This is a genomic window from Xanthomonas nasturtii, assembly GCF_001660815.1.
In the GTDB taxonomy this organism is placed as follows: Bacteria; Pseudomonadota; Gammaproteobacteria; order Xanthomonadales; family Xanthomonadaceae; genus Xanthomonas; species Xanthomonas nasturtii.
The window spans coordinates 1-17396 of record NZ_LYMI01000055.1; the positions used below are offsets into that span (position 1 = coordinate 1).

Annotated in this window: 20 protein-coding genes and 1 pseudogene; 9 read left to right on the plus strand and 12 right to left on the minus strand. The window is 59.4% G+C overall.

From position 1 onward, the window contains the following. The coding region (locus tag A7D16_RS17325) for a transposase (protein ID WP_153043136.1) at positions 1–222 on the plus strand (222 nt) is incomplete at its 5' end. Positions 223–530: 308 nt separating this feature from the next. On the opposite strand, the gene A7D16_RS17330 is transcribed toward A7D16_RS17325, so the two are convergent. The 4 genes and pseudogenes from A7D16_RS17330 to A7D16_RS17345 all read right to left on the minus strand — a co-directional run bounded on the left by A7D16_RS17330 (position 531) and on the right by A7D16_RS17345 (position 3193). After that, a complete protein-coding gene (locus tag A7D16_RS17330) occupies positions 531–893 on the minus strand; it encodes a hypothetical protein (protein WP_153043183.1) in 363 nt (120 codons plus the stop codon). Between the two features lie 54 nt (positions 894–947). Next, complete coding sequence (locus tag A7D16_RS17335) at positions 948–1160, minus strand: hypothetical protein (protein ID WP_064634520.1); 213 nt, start codon at positions 1158–1160, stop codon at positions 948–950. A 116-nt stretch (positions 1161–1276) separates the two neighbouring features. Further along, positions 1277–2251, minus strand: a complete 975-nt coding sequence (locus A7D16_RS17340) for a glutathione S-transferase family protein (protein ID WP_064634521.1) — start codon at positions 2249–2251, stop codon at positions 1277–1279. 163 nt (positions 2252–2414) lie between these two features. Further along, positions 2415–3193, minus strand: a pseudogene (locus A7D16_RS17345) (SPFH domain-containing protein). A 360-nt stretch (positions 3194–3553) separates the two neighbouring features. On the opposite strand from A7D16_RS17345, the gene A7D16_RS17350 reads away from it, so the two are divergent. Next, the gene (locus tag A7D16_RS17350) at positions 3554–5140 is read left to right on the plus strand and encodes an SDR family NAD(P)-dependent oxidoreductase (protein WP_064634522.1); all 1587 of its coding nucleotides are present in this window, start codon (positions 3554–3556) and stop codon (positions 5138–5140) included. A gap of 48 nt (positions 5141–5188) precedes the next feature. On the opposite strand, the gene A7D16_RS17355 is transcribed toward A7D16_RS17350, so the two are convergent. From A7D16_RS17355 to A7D16_RS17375, 5 genes are all read right to left on the minus strand, one after another. Then, the gene (locus tag A7D16_RS17355) at positions 5189–5506 is read right to left on the minus strand and encodes a hypothetical protein (RefSeq protein WP_064634523.1); all 318 of its coding nucleotides are present in this window, start codon (positions 5504–5506) and stop codon (positions 5189–5191) included. 217 nt (positions 5507–5723) lie between these two features. Continuing rightward, on the minus strand, positions 5724–6062 hold the full coding sequence (locus A7D16_RS17360; RefSeq protein ID WP_082925845.1) for a hypothetical protein: 339 nt from the start codon (positions 6060–6062) through the stop codon (positions 5724–5726). A gap of 197 nt (positions 6063–6259) precedes the next feature. Beyond that, positions 6260–7285: an XVIPCD domain-containing protein gene (locus A7D16_RS24165; protein WP_239687033.1), complete on the minus strand. Its 1026-nt coding sequence runs from the start codon at positions 7283–7285 to the stop codon at positions 6260–6262. Then, complete coding sequence (locus A7D16_RS17370) at positions 7286–7693, minus strand: SymE family type I addiction module toxin (protein WP_064634526.1); 408 nt, start codon at positions 7691–7693, stop codon at positions 7286–7288. Then, positions 7690–7968, minus strand: a complete 279-nt coding sequence (locus A7D16_RS17375; protein ID WP_064634527.1) for an XAC0095 family protein — start codon at positions 7966–7968, stop codon at positions 7690–7692. The genes A7D16_RS17370 and A7D16_RS17375 overlap by 4 nt, the downstream gene beginning before the upstream one ends. Before the next feature lie 377 nt (positions 7969–8345). Here A7D16_RS17375 and A7D16_RS17380 point away from each other — a divergent pair, with 377 nt between their 5' ends. From A7D16_RS17380 to A7D16_RS17395, 5 genes are all read left to right on the plus strand, one after another. Then, a complete protein-coding gene (locus A7D16_RS17380; RefSeq protein WP_064634528.1) occupies positions 8346–9071 on the plus strand; it encodes a hypothetical protein in 726 nt (241 codons plus the stop codon). A 38-nt stretch (positions 9072–9109) separates the two neighbouring features. Continuing rightward, positions 9110–9682 carry a hypothetical protein gene (locus A7D16_RS17385; RefSeq protein WP_153043184.1) on the plus strand — a complete coding sequence of 191 codons (573 nt, stop codon included), beginning with the start codon at positions 9110–9112 and terminating at the stop codon, positions 9680–9682. Then, the gene (locus A7D16_RS24350) at positions 9669–12149 is read left to right on the plus strand and encodes an XVIPCD domain-containing protein (RefSeq protein ID WP_330469452.1); all 2481 of its coding nucleotides are present in this window, start codon (positions 9669–9671) and stop codon (positions 12147–12149) included. The genes A7D16_RS17385 and A7D16_RS24350 overlap by 14 nt, the downstream gene beginning before the upstream one ends. 179 nt (positions 12150–12328) lie before the next feature. Beyond that, complete coding sequence (locus A7D16_RS21895) at positions 12329–12637, plus strand: hypothetical protein (protein ID WP_082925850.1); 309 nt, start codon at positions 12329–12331, stop codon at positions 12635–12637. A 122-nt stretch (positions 12638–12759) separates the two neighbouring features. After that, the gene (locus tag A7D16_RS17395) at positions 12760–13458 is read left to right on the plus strand and encodes a transposase (protein WP_064634531.1); all 699 of its coding nucleotides are present in this window, start codon (positions 12760–12762) and stop codon (positions 13456–13458) included. 87 nt (positions 13459–13545) lie between these two features. On the opposite strand, the gene A7D16_RS17400 is transcribed toward A7D16_RS17395, so the two are convergent. Then, positions 13546–14484 (minus strand): XVIPCD domain-containing protein, encoded by a 939-nt coding sequence (locus A7D16_RS17400; RefSeq protein WP_082925846.1) that lies wholly within the window; start codon positions 14482–14484, stop codon positions 13546–13548. A 9-nt stretch (positions 14485–14493) separates the two neighbouring features. Next, the gene (locus tag A7D16_RS17405; protein WP_239687034.1) at positions 14494–14961 is read right to left on the minus strand and encodes a hypothetical protein; all 468 of its coding nucleotides are present in this window, start codon (positions 14959–14961) and stop codon (positions 14494–14496) included. Positions 14962–15304: 343 nt separating this feature from the next. Here A7D16_RS17405 and A7D16_RS21900 point away from each other — a divergent pair, with 343 nt between their 5' ends. Continuing rightward, positions 15305–16003, plus strand: a complete 699-nt coding sequence (locus A7D16_RS21900; protein ID WP_082925847.1) for a transposase — start codon at positions 15305–15307, stop codon at positions 16001–16003. A gap of 99 nt (positions 16004–16102) precedes the next feature. On the opposite strand, the gene A7D16_RS23255 is transcribed toward A7D16_RS21900, so the two are convergent. Continuing rightward, on the minus strand, positions 16103–16570 hold the full coding sequence (locus A7D16_RS23255) for a hypothetical protein (protein WP_153043185.1): 468 nt from the start codon (positions 16568–16570) through the stop codon (positions 16103–16105). Positions 16571–16930: 360 nt separating this feature from the next. On the opposite strand from A7D16_RS23255, the gene A7D16_RS23640 reads away from it, so the two are divergent. Then, positions 16931–17254, plus strand: a complete 324-nt coding sequence (locus tag A7D16_RS23640) for a hypothetical protein (protein ID WP_064634533.1) — start codon at positions 16931–16933, stop codon at positions 17252–17254. Positions 17255–17396: the final 142 nt, after the last annotated feature.

Here is a 17396-nt window from a genome sequence, read left to right on the forward strand (position 1 = left end):
AGCGGCGCGCGAGAGATTTTAGGCGAGCAGCTCACGGTGCAGATTGCCAAGCGCAGCGAATTGCACACCTTCAAGGTCATGCCCAAGCGATGGATTGTCGAGCGTAGTTTTGCTTGGCTGGAGAAGAACCGAAGGCTATGGAAGAACTGCGAGCGCAAACTCAACACCAGCCTGCAGTTCATCCATTTGGCCTTCTTGGCACTGTTACTCAGAAGATTGTGAACAGGTTCTCAGGAAGCGATGCCACCAACGTGAGCGCAGGCGCGCCAGCGGGTGCATCAGTTGGCTCCACGTCCCGCAAACTCAGCACATATCGGCGCGAGTCTGCGGAAGTAGGAGATCTGCAACCTCAACCATGGGCTCTGCGATCGAATGCGCAATCAAGTCGTCGATGTCGGCAACCAGCATGCGGTTGTTCCTCTCGACACGGCTCCCTCAGCCTTGCACCTGCGTCTGCGTGACGGCGTGGATGGCGACGAAGGTTTCCACCTTGTCGCAGCGATAAGTGACGCGCGCATGCCGGTCGTAAATCAGCAGCCCCACGTGCCGGTGGTCGGCATCGGCGAGACAAAGTAGCGGCCATCCGGTGAGTAGCCCATCGATGCGCCTGCGCCAAAGACCACGCTGCCGTCCGCAAACAGATAGTCGTATTGCAGCGGCGCACTGTTGCGCGGCTCATGGCACCCGACAACGCGTAAAGGCACCCCTTCGGGCGTCATGAGCGCCGTCTCCGTGCGCGCGCTACCAGTGGGTCGTTCAACGCCCTGGATACGCATGAGCGTCGGGCCCGCGTCATGAAGCGGGACGTTCAAACCGGCGACCTTTTCCCAGCCTCGACCGGCAAGTAGCAGCGCGATAAGCGACGCGCCAGCGACCACGCTACCGGTGATCACGGTGCCTGTCCGCAACCCCAGCGCAACGCTGACGCCGAAACACGCCCCCAGCCATCAGACCCACGTGGCATCCACCGCGCCACGCAACTTGTTCTCGCCCCACACGGCAAGCATTGCCGCCGCCAGATACATCCAGACAAGCGCGAGCGGCAGGAACAACGGAATGACAAATGGCACAACCAACCTGGCGAAATCAACCGCAAGCCATATCAGCAGTCGAGCGAGTGACTGATCCGTTTCTGGTGTCGGCGGCATGGCGGGGGTCATTCAAGGATGCGGTTTGCCACTGTCACAGACAGGGCAAACAGCAGGATCCACGCTGGCCGATAGCGGGCCCACAACGTGTTCCCGTCGGGGTCGCGCACGCAGGTCGACACTGTCGCTCAGCCACCACGCCCATGTGGCGCGTCCAGATCCAGCAGCGGCCCCATCGGCACGAGACCGGCCGGGTTGATGGTGCCGTGACTCTGGTAGTAGTGGCCCTTGATATGCTGGAAATTCACTGTCTCCGCAATGCCGGGCATCTGGTAGAGCTCGCGCAAGAACCCCCATAGCTGCGGGTAATCGGCAATTCGCCGCAGATTGCACTTGAAGTGACCCACATAGACCGCATCGAACCGGATCAGCGTGGTAAACAGCCGCCAATCTGCTTCGGTGAGCGTGTGGCCGCAGAGATAGCGTTGCTTGCCCAGGCGCACCTCCAGCCAATCCAACGTCTCGAACAGCGGCACTACCGCCTCTTCGTACGCATTCTGCGTGGTGGCAAACCCGGCCTTATACACGCCGTTATTGACGGTGTCATAGATACGCGCATTGAGCGCATCGATCTGCTCGCGCAACGTCGCCGGATAAAAATCGCCTTCGGCAGCACCAACATCGTCGAAGGCGCTATTGAACATGCGAATGATATCTGCCGATTCGTTGCTCACCACCGTCTTCCGTTCGCGGTCCCACAACACCGGCACGGTCACGCGCCCCGAATAGTGCGGGTCGGCCTTGAGATACACCTCGTACAGATACTGCGCGTGATGCACCGTGTCGCTCACCACGCCCGGCCCATCGGCGAAGGTCCAGCCGTTTTCGCCCATCAGCCAGTGCACGACCGATACGTCGATCATCGACTCCAGGCCTTTCAAGCGACGGAAGATCAACGCACGGTGCGCCCACGGGCAGGCAAGCGACACATACAGGTGGTAACGGCCCGCAGCGGCCTGAAAGCCACCCTCGCCGTGCGGCCCCGCACTGCCATCGCGCGTCACCCAGTTGCGAAACTGCGACTGCGAACGCTCGAAGCGCCCTTCGCTCTTGCAGGTGTCATACCAACTGTCTTGCCACTTGCCATCGACCAGCAGACCCATCCCGCTTTCTCCCGCTAAAAATCAAAGGCGACCGTAGCCCACAGATGTTGCAGGCTGCGTGATCAGCGAGATGGCGCGTGCGCATGCGATACGCGATTGCAGCGGCAGATTGCACGCACACGCGGCACGCCGGTGCGGACCACGCAGCAGGCAAACCACGCGTCTATTTGGCGATTACCGGTGTGCCGGACGGCACCATGCAGCACGCCTGCGCCTTCTTGCAGGCCTCGGCGTTGAGCTCGGCAATCTGGCTGGCCAGATACTGCTCCGGCGTCAGCCCCATGCGGTTGCGGTACGCATTGTCGGCATCGGCCTTGGCCACCTGCTCCTGCTCGCGCTGCCGTTCTGCCGTGGTGGCCTCCACCAGCGTCTTGACGCGCTGTTGCTGCGCAGCCGTCAGGTTCATCTGCTGCAACACATCCGGGTTCGGGCGTGCACGCCCCAGGGTGATGTTCTGGATCTGAATCGGCAGGCCTTGCTGTTTGACCAGGGCACTGACGTTCTGGGTCACCGAGTCGTCGATCTTGCTGGCAGTGTCCGGGTCGCTCATCATCTTGGTCATGTCATTGCGCTTGACTTGGTCGCCCACGATGGACGCGTACTGGCTGGCCCCATTGTTCTTGAACCAACCCTGCCCGAACCCGGCGACAGCAGCGCCGGCGCAGTGATCCGGTATTGGATCTGGGTGGAGAAGTCCAACAGGATGTTGTCGCTGGAGGAAAAGTCGTCGAACGCCACCTGCACGGTTTGCGGCGTCACATCCACATACGTGGCCGAGGTGGTCACCCGGGTGTAAGTCCGGCCGGGGTCGCGTACATCGTCCAGGCGGATACCGCCCCTGCCGAAGAACATCGGCTTGTCCACCAACACGGCCTGCAGGCCCGGATGGGGCGACACAACGGTGCAGGCACACGGCAAGCCGGCCAGCCCGAAGGCCAGCATGGACGTCTTCATCGATGTCCCCTTGAATGCCCGGGCGCCAACCCGCTCCGGTGTGGCGGCAAATTACCCAAACATGCGGGAAATCGCATCCCAGCGCCTGGCCCGGCAACTTTCCCGGCAGCCAATGCCGCAGATGGGTCGCCCACATCGCTGACCGGCGGCGCGGCAGCCGCCTGGGCGCCCTCTCGGCTTCCATGTTGGCGCCGGCCACCCACAATCGGCGAAAATGTGCGCCTGCCGACTTCCCGGCCAGCGGTGATGCGCTGCGGCAGCCTGCCAGCCCGCTCAGCCGTCCCGCTTTCTCCCGCTGGATGCCGGCCACCGTTGCCTGCGCTGCCAGCCGCCCACTCCGGATCTGCCTTGAACACCAACGCCCCACCCTTGCCCACCGACGACCTACCCCTGACCGACCGCCTGCGCGCGGCGCTGGATCTGCTGGAGGCCATCGAAGCCGACCGCAGCGTGCTCGACACCTTGCCCGAGGCCGACCGCGTGCGCCTGCATCAGGTGGTCGCCAAGGTCTACCACCCCGAGCCCAAGGCGCGGCGGCAGCTGCTCAAGCAGCGCGAACGCGAGCGCCATCAGGAAAAGGTGCGCAAGGCCGAAGCGCTGCTGGAACAACGCGGCATCCGCGCACTGCGGCGCAAGCCGGTGTTCAGCACGCCGAATTTCTTCCCGCCGCATGCGGCCGGCTTGCACGATGCGCACAACGGCGAGAACGCCGCCGCGGCACCGGAGCAGCTGCATTCGCCGGAGCTGCGGCACTGCTATGTGTGCAAGCAGAAGTTCACCCAACTGCATCACTTCTACGACCAGATGTGCCCGGCCTGCGCCGAGCTCAATTTCTTCAAGCGCACCGAAACCGCCGACCTGCGCGGGCGCGTGGCGCTGCTCACCGGCGGGCGGGTGAAGATCGGCTATCAGGCAGGATTGAAGCTGCTGCGTGCCGGTGCGGAATTGATCGTCACCACGCGCTTCCCGCGCGATTCGGCCGCGCGTTATGCGCAAGAACCTGATTTTGCGCAGTGGGGCCACCGCCTGCAGGTCTTCGGCCTGGATCTGCGCCACACACCCAGCGTGGAAGCCTTCTGCAGCCAGTTGCTGGCCACCCGCGAGCGGCTGGATTTCATCATCAACAACGCCTGCCAGACGGTGCGCCGCCCGCCGCAGTTCTACGCACACATGATGGCGGGCGAGACCGCTGCACTGCGCGACCTGCCGGAGACGGTGCAAAAACTCGTCGGTCACTACGAAGGCCTGCGCACGCCCGAATTGCTGCGCGAAGCAACGGCCACCGCGCTGCCGGCCGTGCATGGGCGCGGCCTCGATGATGCAGATGGCCTCACCCGCGCCGCCGAGCTGTCGCAGATTGCACTGCTGGACGACGAGCTGGTGGGCCAGGAACACCTGTTCCCGGAAGGCCGGCTGGACCAGGACCTGCAGCAGGTCGATCTGCGCGGGCGCAACTCCTGGCGCCTGCTGATGGCCGAAGTGCCGTCGGTGGAATTGCTGGAGACGCAGCTGGTCAATGCCATTGCGCCCTTCATCATCAACGCGCGGCTCAAGCCACTGATGCTGCGCACGCCCGAGCGCGACAAGCACATCGTCAACGTCTCGGCGATGGAGGGCCAGTTCTATCGCAACTTCAAGACCACCCGCCACCCGCATACCAACATGGCCAAGGCTGCGTTGAACATGATGACGCGCACCTCGGCGGCCGATTATCAGAACGACGGCATCCACATGAACAGCGTCGACACCGGCTGGGTCACCGACGAAGATCCGGCCGACATTGCCGCGCTCAAGGTCCAGCAGGAACGCTTCCACCCGCCGCTGGACATCGTCGACGGCGCCGCGCGCATCGTCGACCCGATCATCCACGGCTTCAACACCGGCGAGCACGTGTGGGGCCAGTTCCTGAAGGATTACGCGCCGACCGATTGGTGATGCTTCAGCTGTCTGCCGGGGCACCGCATCGCGATGCGATCGCGGTGCTCAGCGACGCGAAGACGGCGCATCCTTGTTCGCCTGCGCACGTGCAAGCACGTTGGCCGCCGCGATGACATCGTTGAGCTGCTGCCGAAACGCCTCGAGATCGTCGGCGGCAACAACGCCTTCGAAACTGCCGCGCTCGAAGACCGGCCTGGTTTCCATGAAGAAGCCATCGCGGCCCTGCACGACAAACTGAAAGCACGCCTGCCAACGCGGATCGGGAGTGCCCGACAGCTCCACAACGACAGTGCTGCTCGCACGCCCCGTGCTGCCGCGCGCAACGCTGACGGCTCGCGCCGTGATCTGGCTACCACTATTCATGACCGCAATGATCGGAAATGGGGAGTCGAGGCGCCGTGAGCCAGAATTTGAGGTACCACCAAGCCGTGCGGTGCGCAGCCGAAGCGCTTACCACCTCACATGCTCATCACGCCATCAATCACCACCGCCACCGGACCGCCTAGCTATTGGACGCGCCAATACGCTTCCAGCTCAATCTCACACGTGGCACCTTCAGCCTGTTGATATCGACCATGCCTTAGCCTCCCTGCACGGCCTTTTGAAACTCGACAGGCCCCTGGTAACCCGGATATTTCTTCTTGATCAAGACGTGATCGGATGGCCTAACACAACTATCCTCCAGCGAGTTCGCCACATGTGCCTCATCCACGAAGAACTCATCGTAAGGCAGTGGCAGCACGGATGTTTCCCTGCCGCGGTCGAACTTCAGCAGCAGGCTGTCATCGCGCTCGAAACACAGCGTCTTCCAAGAGAAATCGGTCAACTTGCCTGCTTCAACCACAGCCGAGTCCTTGCCGGCCAGCAGCGTCACAACATGCTCTGAGAACTGTTCTTTTGAGATCGGCGGCTCGGTCATGGTGCATCCGGCAAATGTGGCAACGCACCCTGCGACCAATGCCGAAACGTGAGCACGGAAGATAGCGAATGGCATCAAGCGGGGCCTTTCCTTCGGTGAAGCGATGTTGTACCTGAGCGACCAGCCGGCACACCTCATCCACTCCTACAGCGTGACTTCGACGGACTGTGTAATAGCCAAAAAAATTGCACCAGGCCTCACACCATCCGGTGCTGAGGTGTGATCGACTGCTCGCGCTGTTGCTGTGACTGCTGTTGGCGCTGCGTTTCACCCAAGGCCTGCAATTGCGCCAATGATTGCTCGACAGGCTGCGCGATCGCATCGTTCGTCTTCATGTGCGCCATCTTGTGTGCTGGGTCGCTCAGCGCACCTTCGACAACGAAGACATTCTCGCCCTGCTGCACGGACTTGGTCTTCTCGCTCAGCCCAACGTGATCGATCCGCGACAGCCCGTGCTCCTTGGCCAGATGCGCGCTACTTGCTGCCAAGCGCGCACTGTTGGCGTCATAGTCGCGGCCGAGTCCTTGCTCGAGGCGACGCACAGCGTCTTCAGCTTGGCGATGAAGTGGGTCTTGTAGTGGCGACACAGCACCCTGCCTGGGCGGCACAGGCCGCTGATCAGGAGGTGCTGGTTGGGCTGGTTGCTCGGTCCCGCGCAGTGGAGCAGCATGCGGGTCGACATGAAGCAACTTGCGCTGCTGACCATTCTCGTTAACTGTAAGGTCCGTGGTGCCATCACCATTTCGCGTACGAGCAAGATTTGCCCGTTCAACGCCACTCCAAGCACCGCCCAGAAATGCGTGACCTTGGCCTGTCTTGTCCCAGTTCACCAGATCATTGCCTGCAGCATAGAAGCCAGCACCATTGAAACGCGTGGAGTCCGCCCGGTCTGTTGAAGCGTTCTGATAGGTGCCGCCACGGTCCAGAGCACCGACAAATTCCTCTGCGCGGTTGTAGTGCAAGAACAGGTTTTTCACCGTTGGATATTCATGCGCCAGGTTGGGAGCTGTGTGCGCCGCACCAAGTGTTGTTGGGTCCACCAACGGGTTGGCGACCACACTGGTCCAAGCCGATGCAAGCGGACTATCTCGACGCGCATTGCGCAAGGAATTCACAACGTCAGCGCCTTCCAAGGCTTTGTCTCGCCCCATTTCGAGGTAGTCACCACGCCCGGTCACTCTTGGGTTCAAAGCGTCAATGGCAGCACTTACGTCGGGCAACATCTAGCACCGCGGCTTGGCCGGCGCCTCCACCGGCGGCAACACCTCCATCAGAAGTTGCCCTTCGCTGGCGGTGATGCGCAGCTTGGTGCCGATGGCAAAGCCCAGTTGTTCCAGCCATAGGCCGCTGAGGCGGACGTGGGGCACGTGCTGGTCGCCGCCGTGGTCGTGGGCGCCGGGGTAATGGGTGTAGCTGACGGTGCATTGGCGCGGGCGGCGGGCGCGGCGAGGTGCGTGCAGCGTGCCGGGGCCTTGCAGCAAGGCGTCCGGCTCGGGCGGTAGCATCGGTGGCAGCCTGGTGCGGTCGGGTTCCACAACGACCCACTGCACCCGTTTGGGAGGCGTGGGGCGCGCACGCGTGCGGGTGGACCGCGTGCTGGCAGATGCGTTGGGTGGGCGGCGGCGTGTCATGGCGCCTCCGGTTGGTGGCTGGGAGTGCTGGGTGCGGCGACGCACTGCTGCAATGCCACGTCGATGCGTGCAGAAAGGCTATGCAAGGCCTGCGACAACACACCGGGTTGGCTGAGCAATTGCTGCGCGGGATCGTCGCTGGCCTGCTCAATAGCCGCGCGTGCGGCCAGCCGGCGCAGCACCTCGCCCACGTCCCACAGCAGGCCGTGTGCGGAGGCTGGCAACAGATAACCCGGCGCCGGGGCCGGGGCCGGCGTGGATGGTGCGGTAGACATGGCAACGCCCTCCTGGAACAACCCAAGAACCGCCGCCAACGGCGACGGGATGTCGGGAGGTTCGAAACCGCAGACAGCCGGCGGGCGTATTTCCCCGAAGGGTGTTGTATTAGCCACCCTCCCGACGCAGCATCGCGTCGGTTGCACCTGCGAAGTGCAGGCACAAAAAACCCACCGGTTTGACGGAGGTGGGTACCGCTGTCTGAGGAGTTTCGACGCTCCTTAGGCTTAGATTGCGAGTGCAAGGTGTGGCGTGTCAATAGCAACCGAGGAAGAGACTTGACGCGTTTGAGCAACGCGCTGGCGCGCTGTCGGCAGCTGAGGAATACTGACCATCACAAACGGATGTTGCACGCGCAATCGCCGAGGGAGGCTTGATGAGTTCAGTGGATGAAGCAGCAGCGGAACGCAGCGTCGGCGTTGATGCAGACGCTATCGCGCTTGCAGACCCGAGCTTTCCATCGCTATCGGTGGCAATCGCTCAGTACACACAAGTGACCGAACAGAGCCGTGCCGGTCCAGTGGAGCGCTGGAGCTTAGCGATTGGCCTGATCGGTGCCGGCGTCGGGATCCTGGCTGGCATTCTGCTAGATGGTAGGACCGGTGTTTACTTAGCCGCGGCTGGCCTCGCGGTTGAGTTGACAGGTTTCCTCGTCTACGGCGTACTCTCGTTCAAACGCGAGTGGCCGAGCTTCCGCCGCCCCTATGCCGACCACGCAGATCAAATAGAGCGAGAGTTTCACCAATATCAATCCATCGTTGCTTCGCTTCGAAGGTTTCCGCTAGAACAACGGCGGCGGCGCGAGGCCTTCATCCGCGACCGTCGCACCAACATGCACGATCGGCTCGGGCTGTTCACCGGAGGGATGGAGAAGCTTGGGTTCATGCCCGTCCTGCTTGCCCTGTATCTGCAGCTGAAAGACTGGCGCATAGGAGATTGGACAGTATTGAGCAAGATCACCCTGATCCAGGGCGTGCTGGCCTTCACGCTTTTGTTTGCCTTTGCGATGTCATGGCATCTCATTCGCCTACGTATACGCGTGCAGTCGTACGAGCAATTATTGGCTGAGGCGAACCGGCAAGATAGCGCCTCTAGCAAGTAAGCGGCCGCCAAGCACGACATGCCACTTGTGGTGCAATAATGAGCGACCATGTCGTACCGACACCGCACCCTTCGTGGCTTGCCCTTGGCACCGGTGCAGCAAAACGAAAATTACCTATTGATTCCTTCGACAAGCCGCATCACCTACGACCTAACGAGAAAGGATTTGATATGTCATCGACATTTGAATGGGTAGATTTCCCCGAGGGTCGGGCACGTTTTTCTGGAGGAATCCGTGGATTTGATGAGCTAGGCCATGAAACATTCTCAGTAGAGATTGATCAGGCTGAGGTTTTTGGAGAGCTGGACCAGAAGTGGCTGGAGGATAAAGTCCACTTCAACATTCACATCATTAGCTTTGGATATCTAGATGAGTTACAGGTTGGCATGCCGCTCCCCTCTTTTTCAACCAGGGCGTTCACACTCGACCAGCTAGAAACGGTCAAGCTTTTGGTCAACAGGCTAATAGCGGCAGGTTTGCAGTTCGAATACAGGCCGTCCGTGCTGAGGGAGTCAAAGAAGTCATTCTTTACCGGCAAGGTTATTTTCGAGCAAGATTGGGCCCTAGTGGATTCGGCTGCTTCGTTAGGACTCAGCAATGAGTGGCTATAAAACCGATGTGGAACTGATTAAGCAATCCAATAGCCTGGAAGAAATAGCAAGCATTGCTAGAAAATACGCTGCCACAGCAGAAAGCGAAGGCGGAATCCTCTACAGCAGGAAAATTGGCGAAGTTTCCTCTGAAATCGCAGCTGTTGAATTATCCAAAAATACCGGACTTCCCGTAATAAATGACACACCACGCGCGCAATTTCTGTCTGACAGACAAGTCCTTACTGCAATCAAAGATAAAACCCAAGATATATTTGAAGATCTGGGCCAGGATGCGACAGTAGCGAAGAACTCTGCAAGCTCATTTTTATACGGAGATCCTGACGTCACATCGCAGAACCCGACATCACTGTCAAGGTGCCTATGGGGTGAAGCATCCCACGAGTTCGCGAGTTCGTTGCGTGGCGATATCAAAGTCGTTGCTTCTGCTGCCAACCTCGAGCGCGTCTTTGGACAGGTCGAAGTACCGGCCGTGCTGAATAACCCTAATGTCACTTCGCTAGGCGGAGAACCCATTCCCAAGTTGCAGGCGCTGTACGCACAGGGTGGCGCAGGCGCTGTGCTGCCGGAGGTGCAAACGCATTTTATCCAGGCTGTGCCCAAAGGCATCTTTGTTACGCCTGAGAGCATCGGAACAGACATCAAGGATGTCACTTTCTCCCGGGAATTCGCAGAAAGCTTTGAATTGAAGCAAACACACTTCAAGCCCTCCGCAGAACTCACTGCATCGGGCATGGTCCGCGCGCCGACCGGGCTTGATGTGCCAGCCGCGAGCATTGCAGAAACAGCGCTTACCGCAGAAGCAGCAGCGTCACGCAGGCTCTCTCCCGGCACAGTCCGTGGGCTGGGTGTCGTAGGCGCAGCGGCAGCGGTCTACGACCTGGGCGGTACGGCAAGAAACACCCAGCGGCTGGACGCGCAGGGCAACAGCACTGCGGCCGATGCAGAGGTCACTCGTTATGCCACACGAAATCTGGGCACATTTGGCGGGGCGGTGCTTGGCAGTAGCGTAGGCGCAGCGCTCGGTGTGGAGTCTGGCCCGGGCTTGCTTGTCACAGGTGCGGTTGGCGGCATCGTTGGCGCGGTGGGCGGCGACAAGCTGGCCGATGTGATCAATGATCATCGCATTTCCCACCAACAAGATGCGCAAGGCAATACGTGGCGCCTTGAGAATCACCAAGCCGGAGAACGGTGGGCGCGTGACGTCAGCACTGGTGAGGTCGATCCCGCTGCAGTCGCCTTCGGCGAAGCCGGTGTGCCGCTCTACAAGACGCGGACCGAAGTCGCCACGCCGGAAGTCGCGGACTTACTCACCTTCAAAGCATCTCGTACGTCTATCGAGCTGGCACTCGGCTCACCGCCGCAGAATAAAGATCCCTACACCCAACCCGCCAACGAGCACGACACGCGCAGCCTGCGCGAGTCACCGTGGATGCACAACGCGAATACGCAGCAGTGGACGCGCAAGGTAGCCGATGGCCTGATCGATCGCACCATGAGCACACACACCGAAACGGCGAGCCCTCAGCGTGCGGCGCAACTCGATGAAGCTTCGCAGCAAATCATCAAGCAGAACGCGATGCACACGCCAGCAGCGATGGCCGCACACTACAAGGAGACCTACGAGCAGAATGGCTGGGAGCGTCACGCCTACATGCCCGCCGCAGTCCATGATGCACTAAAGCATCCCGGCCGGATCGTCGGCTCAGACGGCGACCTCTACGAACGTGGCAAAGATGGTCAGTGGACCCATGACGGTATGCTCTGGGACAGCCACGCCAAGGGAAATTTAAAGCAAGAGCTTGATGGAACCTACGCAGCCCAGACACTGGGCACACAGCGTGCGGCTGCACAGCCGGTGGCACAGGTCACTGCCGAACCGATCAAAACGCTAGAGACGGTCCATGTCACTGCCCCGCGGACGCAAAGCCACGACAACGCAGACACCTCTTCAAAGAAAACTCAGGAAGACACAGATGTACGCGGCCATAGCGCCTCCGCACGGCCTCAAGCCTCGGGCCCGCAAGATCCGGATCATCCCGATCACGCCATGTTGAAGCAGATCCGCGAAGGCGTCGCCAAGATCGATGAGAGCGTGGGTAAGCCCTACGACGAGATGAGCGAGCGTGTCAGCCGCTGCCTGCTGGCGGCATGCAAGGACAATCGCGAGCGCTATCCAGACGCCGGCAATACCTCGCTCGCCGCCAATGCAATGCAACGCGTCGATCATGTACTGATGGGCAAGAACGGAAATCTTGTTGCGATAGAGGGGCAGATCAATGATCCAACACACAAGCGCGCCGCGGTCTCCATCGACCAGGCAATCAATATGCCCTTGGAACAGTCGGACGCAAAGCTGCAGGCTGCCAACCAAGCCATTGCTCAGGAACAGACGCAGACACGACAACAGGAGTTGGTACGAAGTCAGCAGCAAGATGCACAGCAGGCCCCGCGCATGAGTGTTTAGTCCCGCCATATCTCTACAACCTAGGATCGCCCCATCCTCCTTCGAGCGTGTCGAGATAGCAGACGCGCCTTGCTTCGCAAACCTCATCATTAAGCATGAACATCAGAATAAAATTTTGGCTCATCCTTGGCGTGGGATCACTCGCGCTAGCAGCCTCGAGTGTTTGTGCAGAAGGAAGCATGCACTCTGACTACAAGGAGAAGGATGTGCAGCCGGTCATAGTTGAAAGATTAGGATCCAACTCACTACAAATTACCTACCACATACCGGCAGAAAGCCTTTTTTATTCTCCTGGCGTTAATTTTTTCAAGGACCGCGGCGTTCTGCGCATTGCGATCCGAAGATGCGGCATAAGTGATCAATGCGATGCCATGGCGAAAGCTGTCATGCCAGCAGCCGAGCCGTGGATACAGAAAGTCACTGTACCCTACGCGGGCGAAAAGGTATTAGTGGTCTACTTAGACACCGAAGAAACGTTTACGCCTTAGTTCCGGTCGCAAACGTCGCAAACGCGAGCAAGTTCACTTCCTACGCAAATTTCAGGCTACAGCCTCAGCTTTTTGAGGTTTCCTCGATATCAGCAACAACGCCTGGCTGCGAGTCTTGTGCCATGGCCAGACTTCCACGTATCGAACTTGCCGGTATCCCGCAGCACATCGTGCAGCGCGGGAACAACCGCTTGCCGTGCTTTCTGGATGATGGCGACCGATTGCGCTATCTGCACCTGCTGCATGAGGCCCTACAGGCCAACGGCTGCAAGCTGCGTGCCTATGTATTGATGGACAACCATGTCCACTTGCTGGTCGCGCCACCTGCCGCGGGACGGATCGGGCAATTGATGCAACGGCTTGGGCGCAACTACGTCGCGCTGTTCAATGGCCGCCACGGGCGCACCGGTACGCTATGGGAGGGACGCTACAAAGCCTGCCTCGTGGACAGTGCTGACTACGTGCTTCGCTGCTATCGCTACATCGAGCTCAACCCAGTGCGCGCTAGCCTGACCGATGATCCGGCGTCGTATCGTTGGTCCAGCTGTCCGGCCAATCTAGGCCAGCGCGGGCACTCCGCGTTGACGCCACATCCCTGCTGGCTTGCGCTTGGCAACGACCCGACTGAGCGATGCAACGCCTACCGCTCTCCGCTCGATGAAGCCCTACCCGACGAACTGCTCGCCAGCCTCCGCCTTCATCTACAGCAGCAGCGAGCCCTGGGCCACGACGCCTTCCGCGCGATGGTCGATGCCAAGACCCACCGCTTTGCGGGCGTCAGGCCCGCGCATCGGCCACGCAAGCCGAGCGCGATCGACTGATAAGTTAACCTGACCCTGAGGTATCGACCCCTGACCCCAGCTATTTTCTCGCCAAACGACAACCCGTCCCAGCCAAACGAACGGCGCTCAACCTATCTGCATCGGTGCCCGACTTTGCTCAAGTGCGGGTTCCTGCTGTGCTGCCAACGCACGTTCTTGTTGGGTGTTAGAGATTTGCTCGACCTTTGCGAATGACTGCTCGACAGGTGTTTTTGCTGCTTCTTCGGCTTTTATCGACGCTCTGAGGTGAGCAGGGTTATCCAACTCGCCTTGCACTACAAATAGGCGCTGGCCTGCCCCATCACCGGGAGTGTTCCCGAGCACCACGTGCTCTACGCGGCTCAGCCCGGCCTCCTTCGCGGTTGCCAGCAAGCTAACGGAAATCTTCTCGCTAGTGGCGTCGTAGGTCCTACCATGTTGTTGATCGATGCCTGCAACCTGTTCCCGAATCGTGTTGAGCATCTCACGATCCTTGTCTGGCAACTGCGCGTCACTGATCACGCGCTGCAGGAGTGTCCGCTCCGGCATCGGGTTGTATTGCTCAGTGTTCAATTCGCTGTTTGGGACAGGAGCTTTGATACTACGGATGTACTCAACGTTGCTGAGCGGTTTCAGGCCACCCTCGAAGTCCTTATCCTGTATAAACTTCAGGTCGGTACGATGCAGACCGGCGTAATTGACCGCGCCCCATGTGTAATCGATGCAACTGTTCATTGCGCCGTGATACTGCGTATTGAAGCCGTGTTCGCCGGGCTTTGCACCAAACTCCATCAATTTTTCGTACTGATCCTTGCTGATCTCCATCGTGCGTTGATAGAAAGGCTTTTGGTATTGATCGGCGTCATTGTTGTAGACCTTTCCAGGCCCTGAAATCACGCCGTGTTCGATGGGCGCAAACCCGAAGCTGGTTTGTTCCTTCCCGTGCGTGACTGTGTAATACATGTGCCCTGCCGCCGATGTTCCACCGTCAAGAAGCGGTGTCCCCGGCGTGGCAACGTAGAGGGTGACAGCGTATTTATCGTCCATGAGGTTTTCCTACTTTGATTTGTACCGGTAAGCGACCAGCAACTCGGATTGGATCGATGCCAACTGCGGCGGCTGGCCAAGCAGCCTGATGCTCAACTGATACTTGCCAGGCTGAATTCCTTGCGCCCATGCGAAGGCAAGCTGCGTGTAGCGACGCCCTGGAGATTCCAGACCCGCAGATTGAAGGGACGCGCCATCCACCTCGTCCAGCCACACGCCTGGAACACGCCCGTCTGCACTCACAGCGATGGTCCGGGCGGGAACGCCTGGCTGCGATTCAACACGCGCCAAAGGAATGTTGACTTCACCGCTTGGGTCAAGCCGTTTCAGAACAAGCTCAGCGTGCAAGCCAGATCTGCGGAGCGCTTGAGCAGCTTCAAGTGACTTCAGGGCATCCTCGTCACCGACGCGGATACCCAGGAACAGTGTGCCAGTCGCGCTCTTGCCAGGAGGCTGCACGTTGAATTCGACCACCATCGGACTGGTCATCGCCGCCAACTGCAGCGGTCGTACGATGGGAACCTGCCCATCAGCCGCAACGCGCGTTGGCACGTCCTGCGCCTGGGTTGTCTGTGCCTGGCAACTTGTCAGCAGCGAGATGCCTGAGCAGACCAGAACACATAGCAGTAGTTGCCCGTATCGTTGCATGTGTACCCCTTCACTTTAAACAGAACTAGCAAGCCGCGCGTCTATGGCTCTGCTTACTTATACACCGCTGACAGTGGCCAGGTTACTTCCTACGCAAATTCAGGCTGCAGCCTTACCCTTTGGGAGGGTGTCCTCGCTGTAAGCACCAATACCTTTCTGCGACTCTTGCCGGGTGGTCAGACTTCCGCGTATCGACCTTCCCGGTATCCCGCAGCACATCGTGCAACGCGGGAACAACCGCTTGCCCTGCTTTCTGGATGATGGCGATCGATTGCGCTATCTGCACCTGATACATGAGGCCCTGCACGCCACAGGCTGTCAGCTGCACGCTTACGTCTTGATGGACAACCATGTGCACTTGCTAGTCACGCCACCTGCGGCGGGACGAATCGGGCAACTGATGCAGCGGCTTGGACGAAACTACGTCGCATTGTTCAATGGTCGCCACGGGCGCACTGGTACGCTATGGGAAGGGCGGTACAAGGCCTGCCTCGTGGACAGTGCGGACTACGTCCTTCGCTGCTATCGCTACATTGAGCTCAATCCCGTGCGTGCTCGCCTGACAGACAACCCGGCAGCGTATCGTTGGTCCAGCTGCCCAGCCAATCTAGGCCAGCGCAAGCACTCCGCACTGACACCACATCCCTGTTGGCTTGCGCTTGGCAGCGACCCGATCGAGCGATCCAACGCCTACCGTGCTCTGCTCGATGAAGCCCTCTCCGACGAACTGCTTACCAGCATTCGTCTTCATCTACAGCAGCAGCGAGCCCTGGGCCACGACGCCTTCCGCGCAATGGTCGAAACCAAGACCCACCGCTTTGCCGGCGTCAGGCCCGCTCATCGGCCACGCAAGCCGAGCGCCATCGACTGATAAGTTAACGCGATCTCGTTATCCATAGAGAGACAAATGAAAACGCCCACCCCAAATTAGGGCGGGCGTCCTAGCGGTGATGCTTATATGACTCTAGAATTAAAACGGTTGAGTCGGGGGATACTCATCTTTGCCGTTGCTGAAAAAATGATATTCACGCAGAACCCAGCCACTGACATTGGTTCCACCGACCCATTCGTATGTCCAGCTCTCAAAGGAACCTTGTGGATAATCGTTTCGATACGTCCGCTTCTCTCCGGGAATGCCACTTGACGGTAGATCGACAGGCGGATCGCCCAAGGCCTGCCCGGTGACCAAACCAGACGACTTGACGGTACGAGCAATGGTCACTTTGCGGAGTGGCATAACTGGCGTATAGCCAGGAGAAGCCTGTTTAATCCACGCTAAAATTCGGCCCAGATCGCCGCTAGCCTCATAAACACGCGTTGTTGTTACTAAGGAACTCGCGTTACCGAGGTTACCAGTTTCCTTAGCATAGAGACTTCCACTCCCTAACGCCCCAGCCACAAGTGCAAGGCCCAAAACCACCTTATGCATCGCCTTCATAATTAACTCCATTATTGGAAGAGCAGGCTCCGTGCCTGCCTGAGCATCCTAGCAGACACAACCGCAGCCAAGATATTTATTTTAGGCCATCAAGCGAGATATTATAAAAAGTTTACACAAGTTAATAATTAATCTTATAGCGCTAACGACTTGAATACTCTAAAGGATCCTTCAAATTCTCTTCTGGCGACGCTTCTGCACTTATCAAGCAGGCCCTACTGTCCTTACTGTCATTGTCCTTGCTCGGTGCACCAAGAGTGCTCCGAGCGCGTGCCCGAAAGGGCTTAAGGTGACCGCGGGCAAGGGACAGGTAGTGCTTACTAAGTTCTGCGCTGCTATCGCCACATTGAACTCAACCCGGTGCGTGCTCGGCTGACCGACGACCCGTCGGCGTATCGCACTTCCAGTTGCCCAGCCAATCTGGACCAGCGCGGGCCTTCTGTACTGACACCACATCCCTGCTGGCTTGCGCTTGGCAACGACCTGATCGAGCGATCCAACGCCTACCGCACCATGCTCGATGAAGGCCTACCCGACGAACTGCTCGCCAGCATCCGCCTTCATCTACAGCAGCAGCGAGCCCTGGGCCACGACGCCTTCCGCGCGATGGTCGAAGCCAAGACCCGCCGCTTTGCGGGCGTCAGGCCCGCGCATCGGCCACTCAAGCCGAGCACCGTCGATTGATAAGTTAACCTGACCCTGATGTATCCCCACATTTCTTCCTGCAAGATCAAGCACTTGGTGTGCCAGGATGTGGAAGAAAGTGCGCGCATGGGGCACGCTTCAAGGTGACTAAGCCAAAGAAGAGTGCCGACCATGCGCGCCA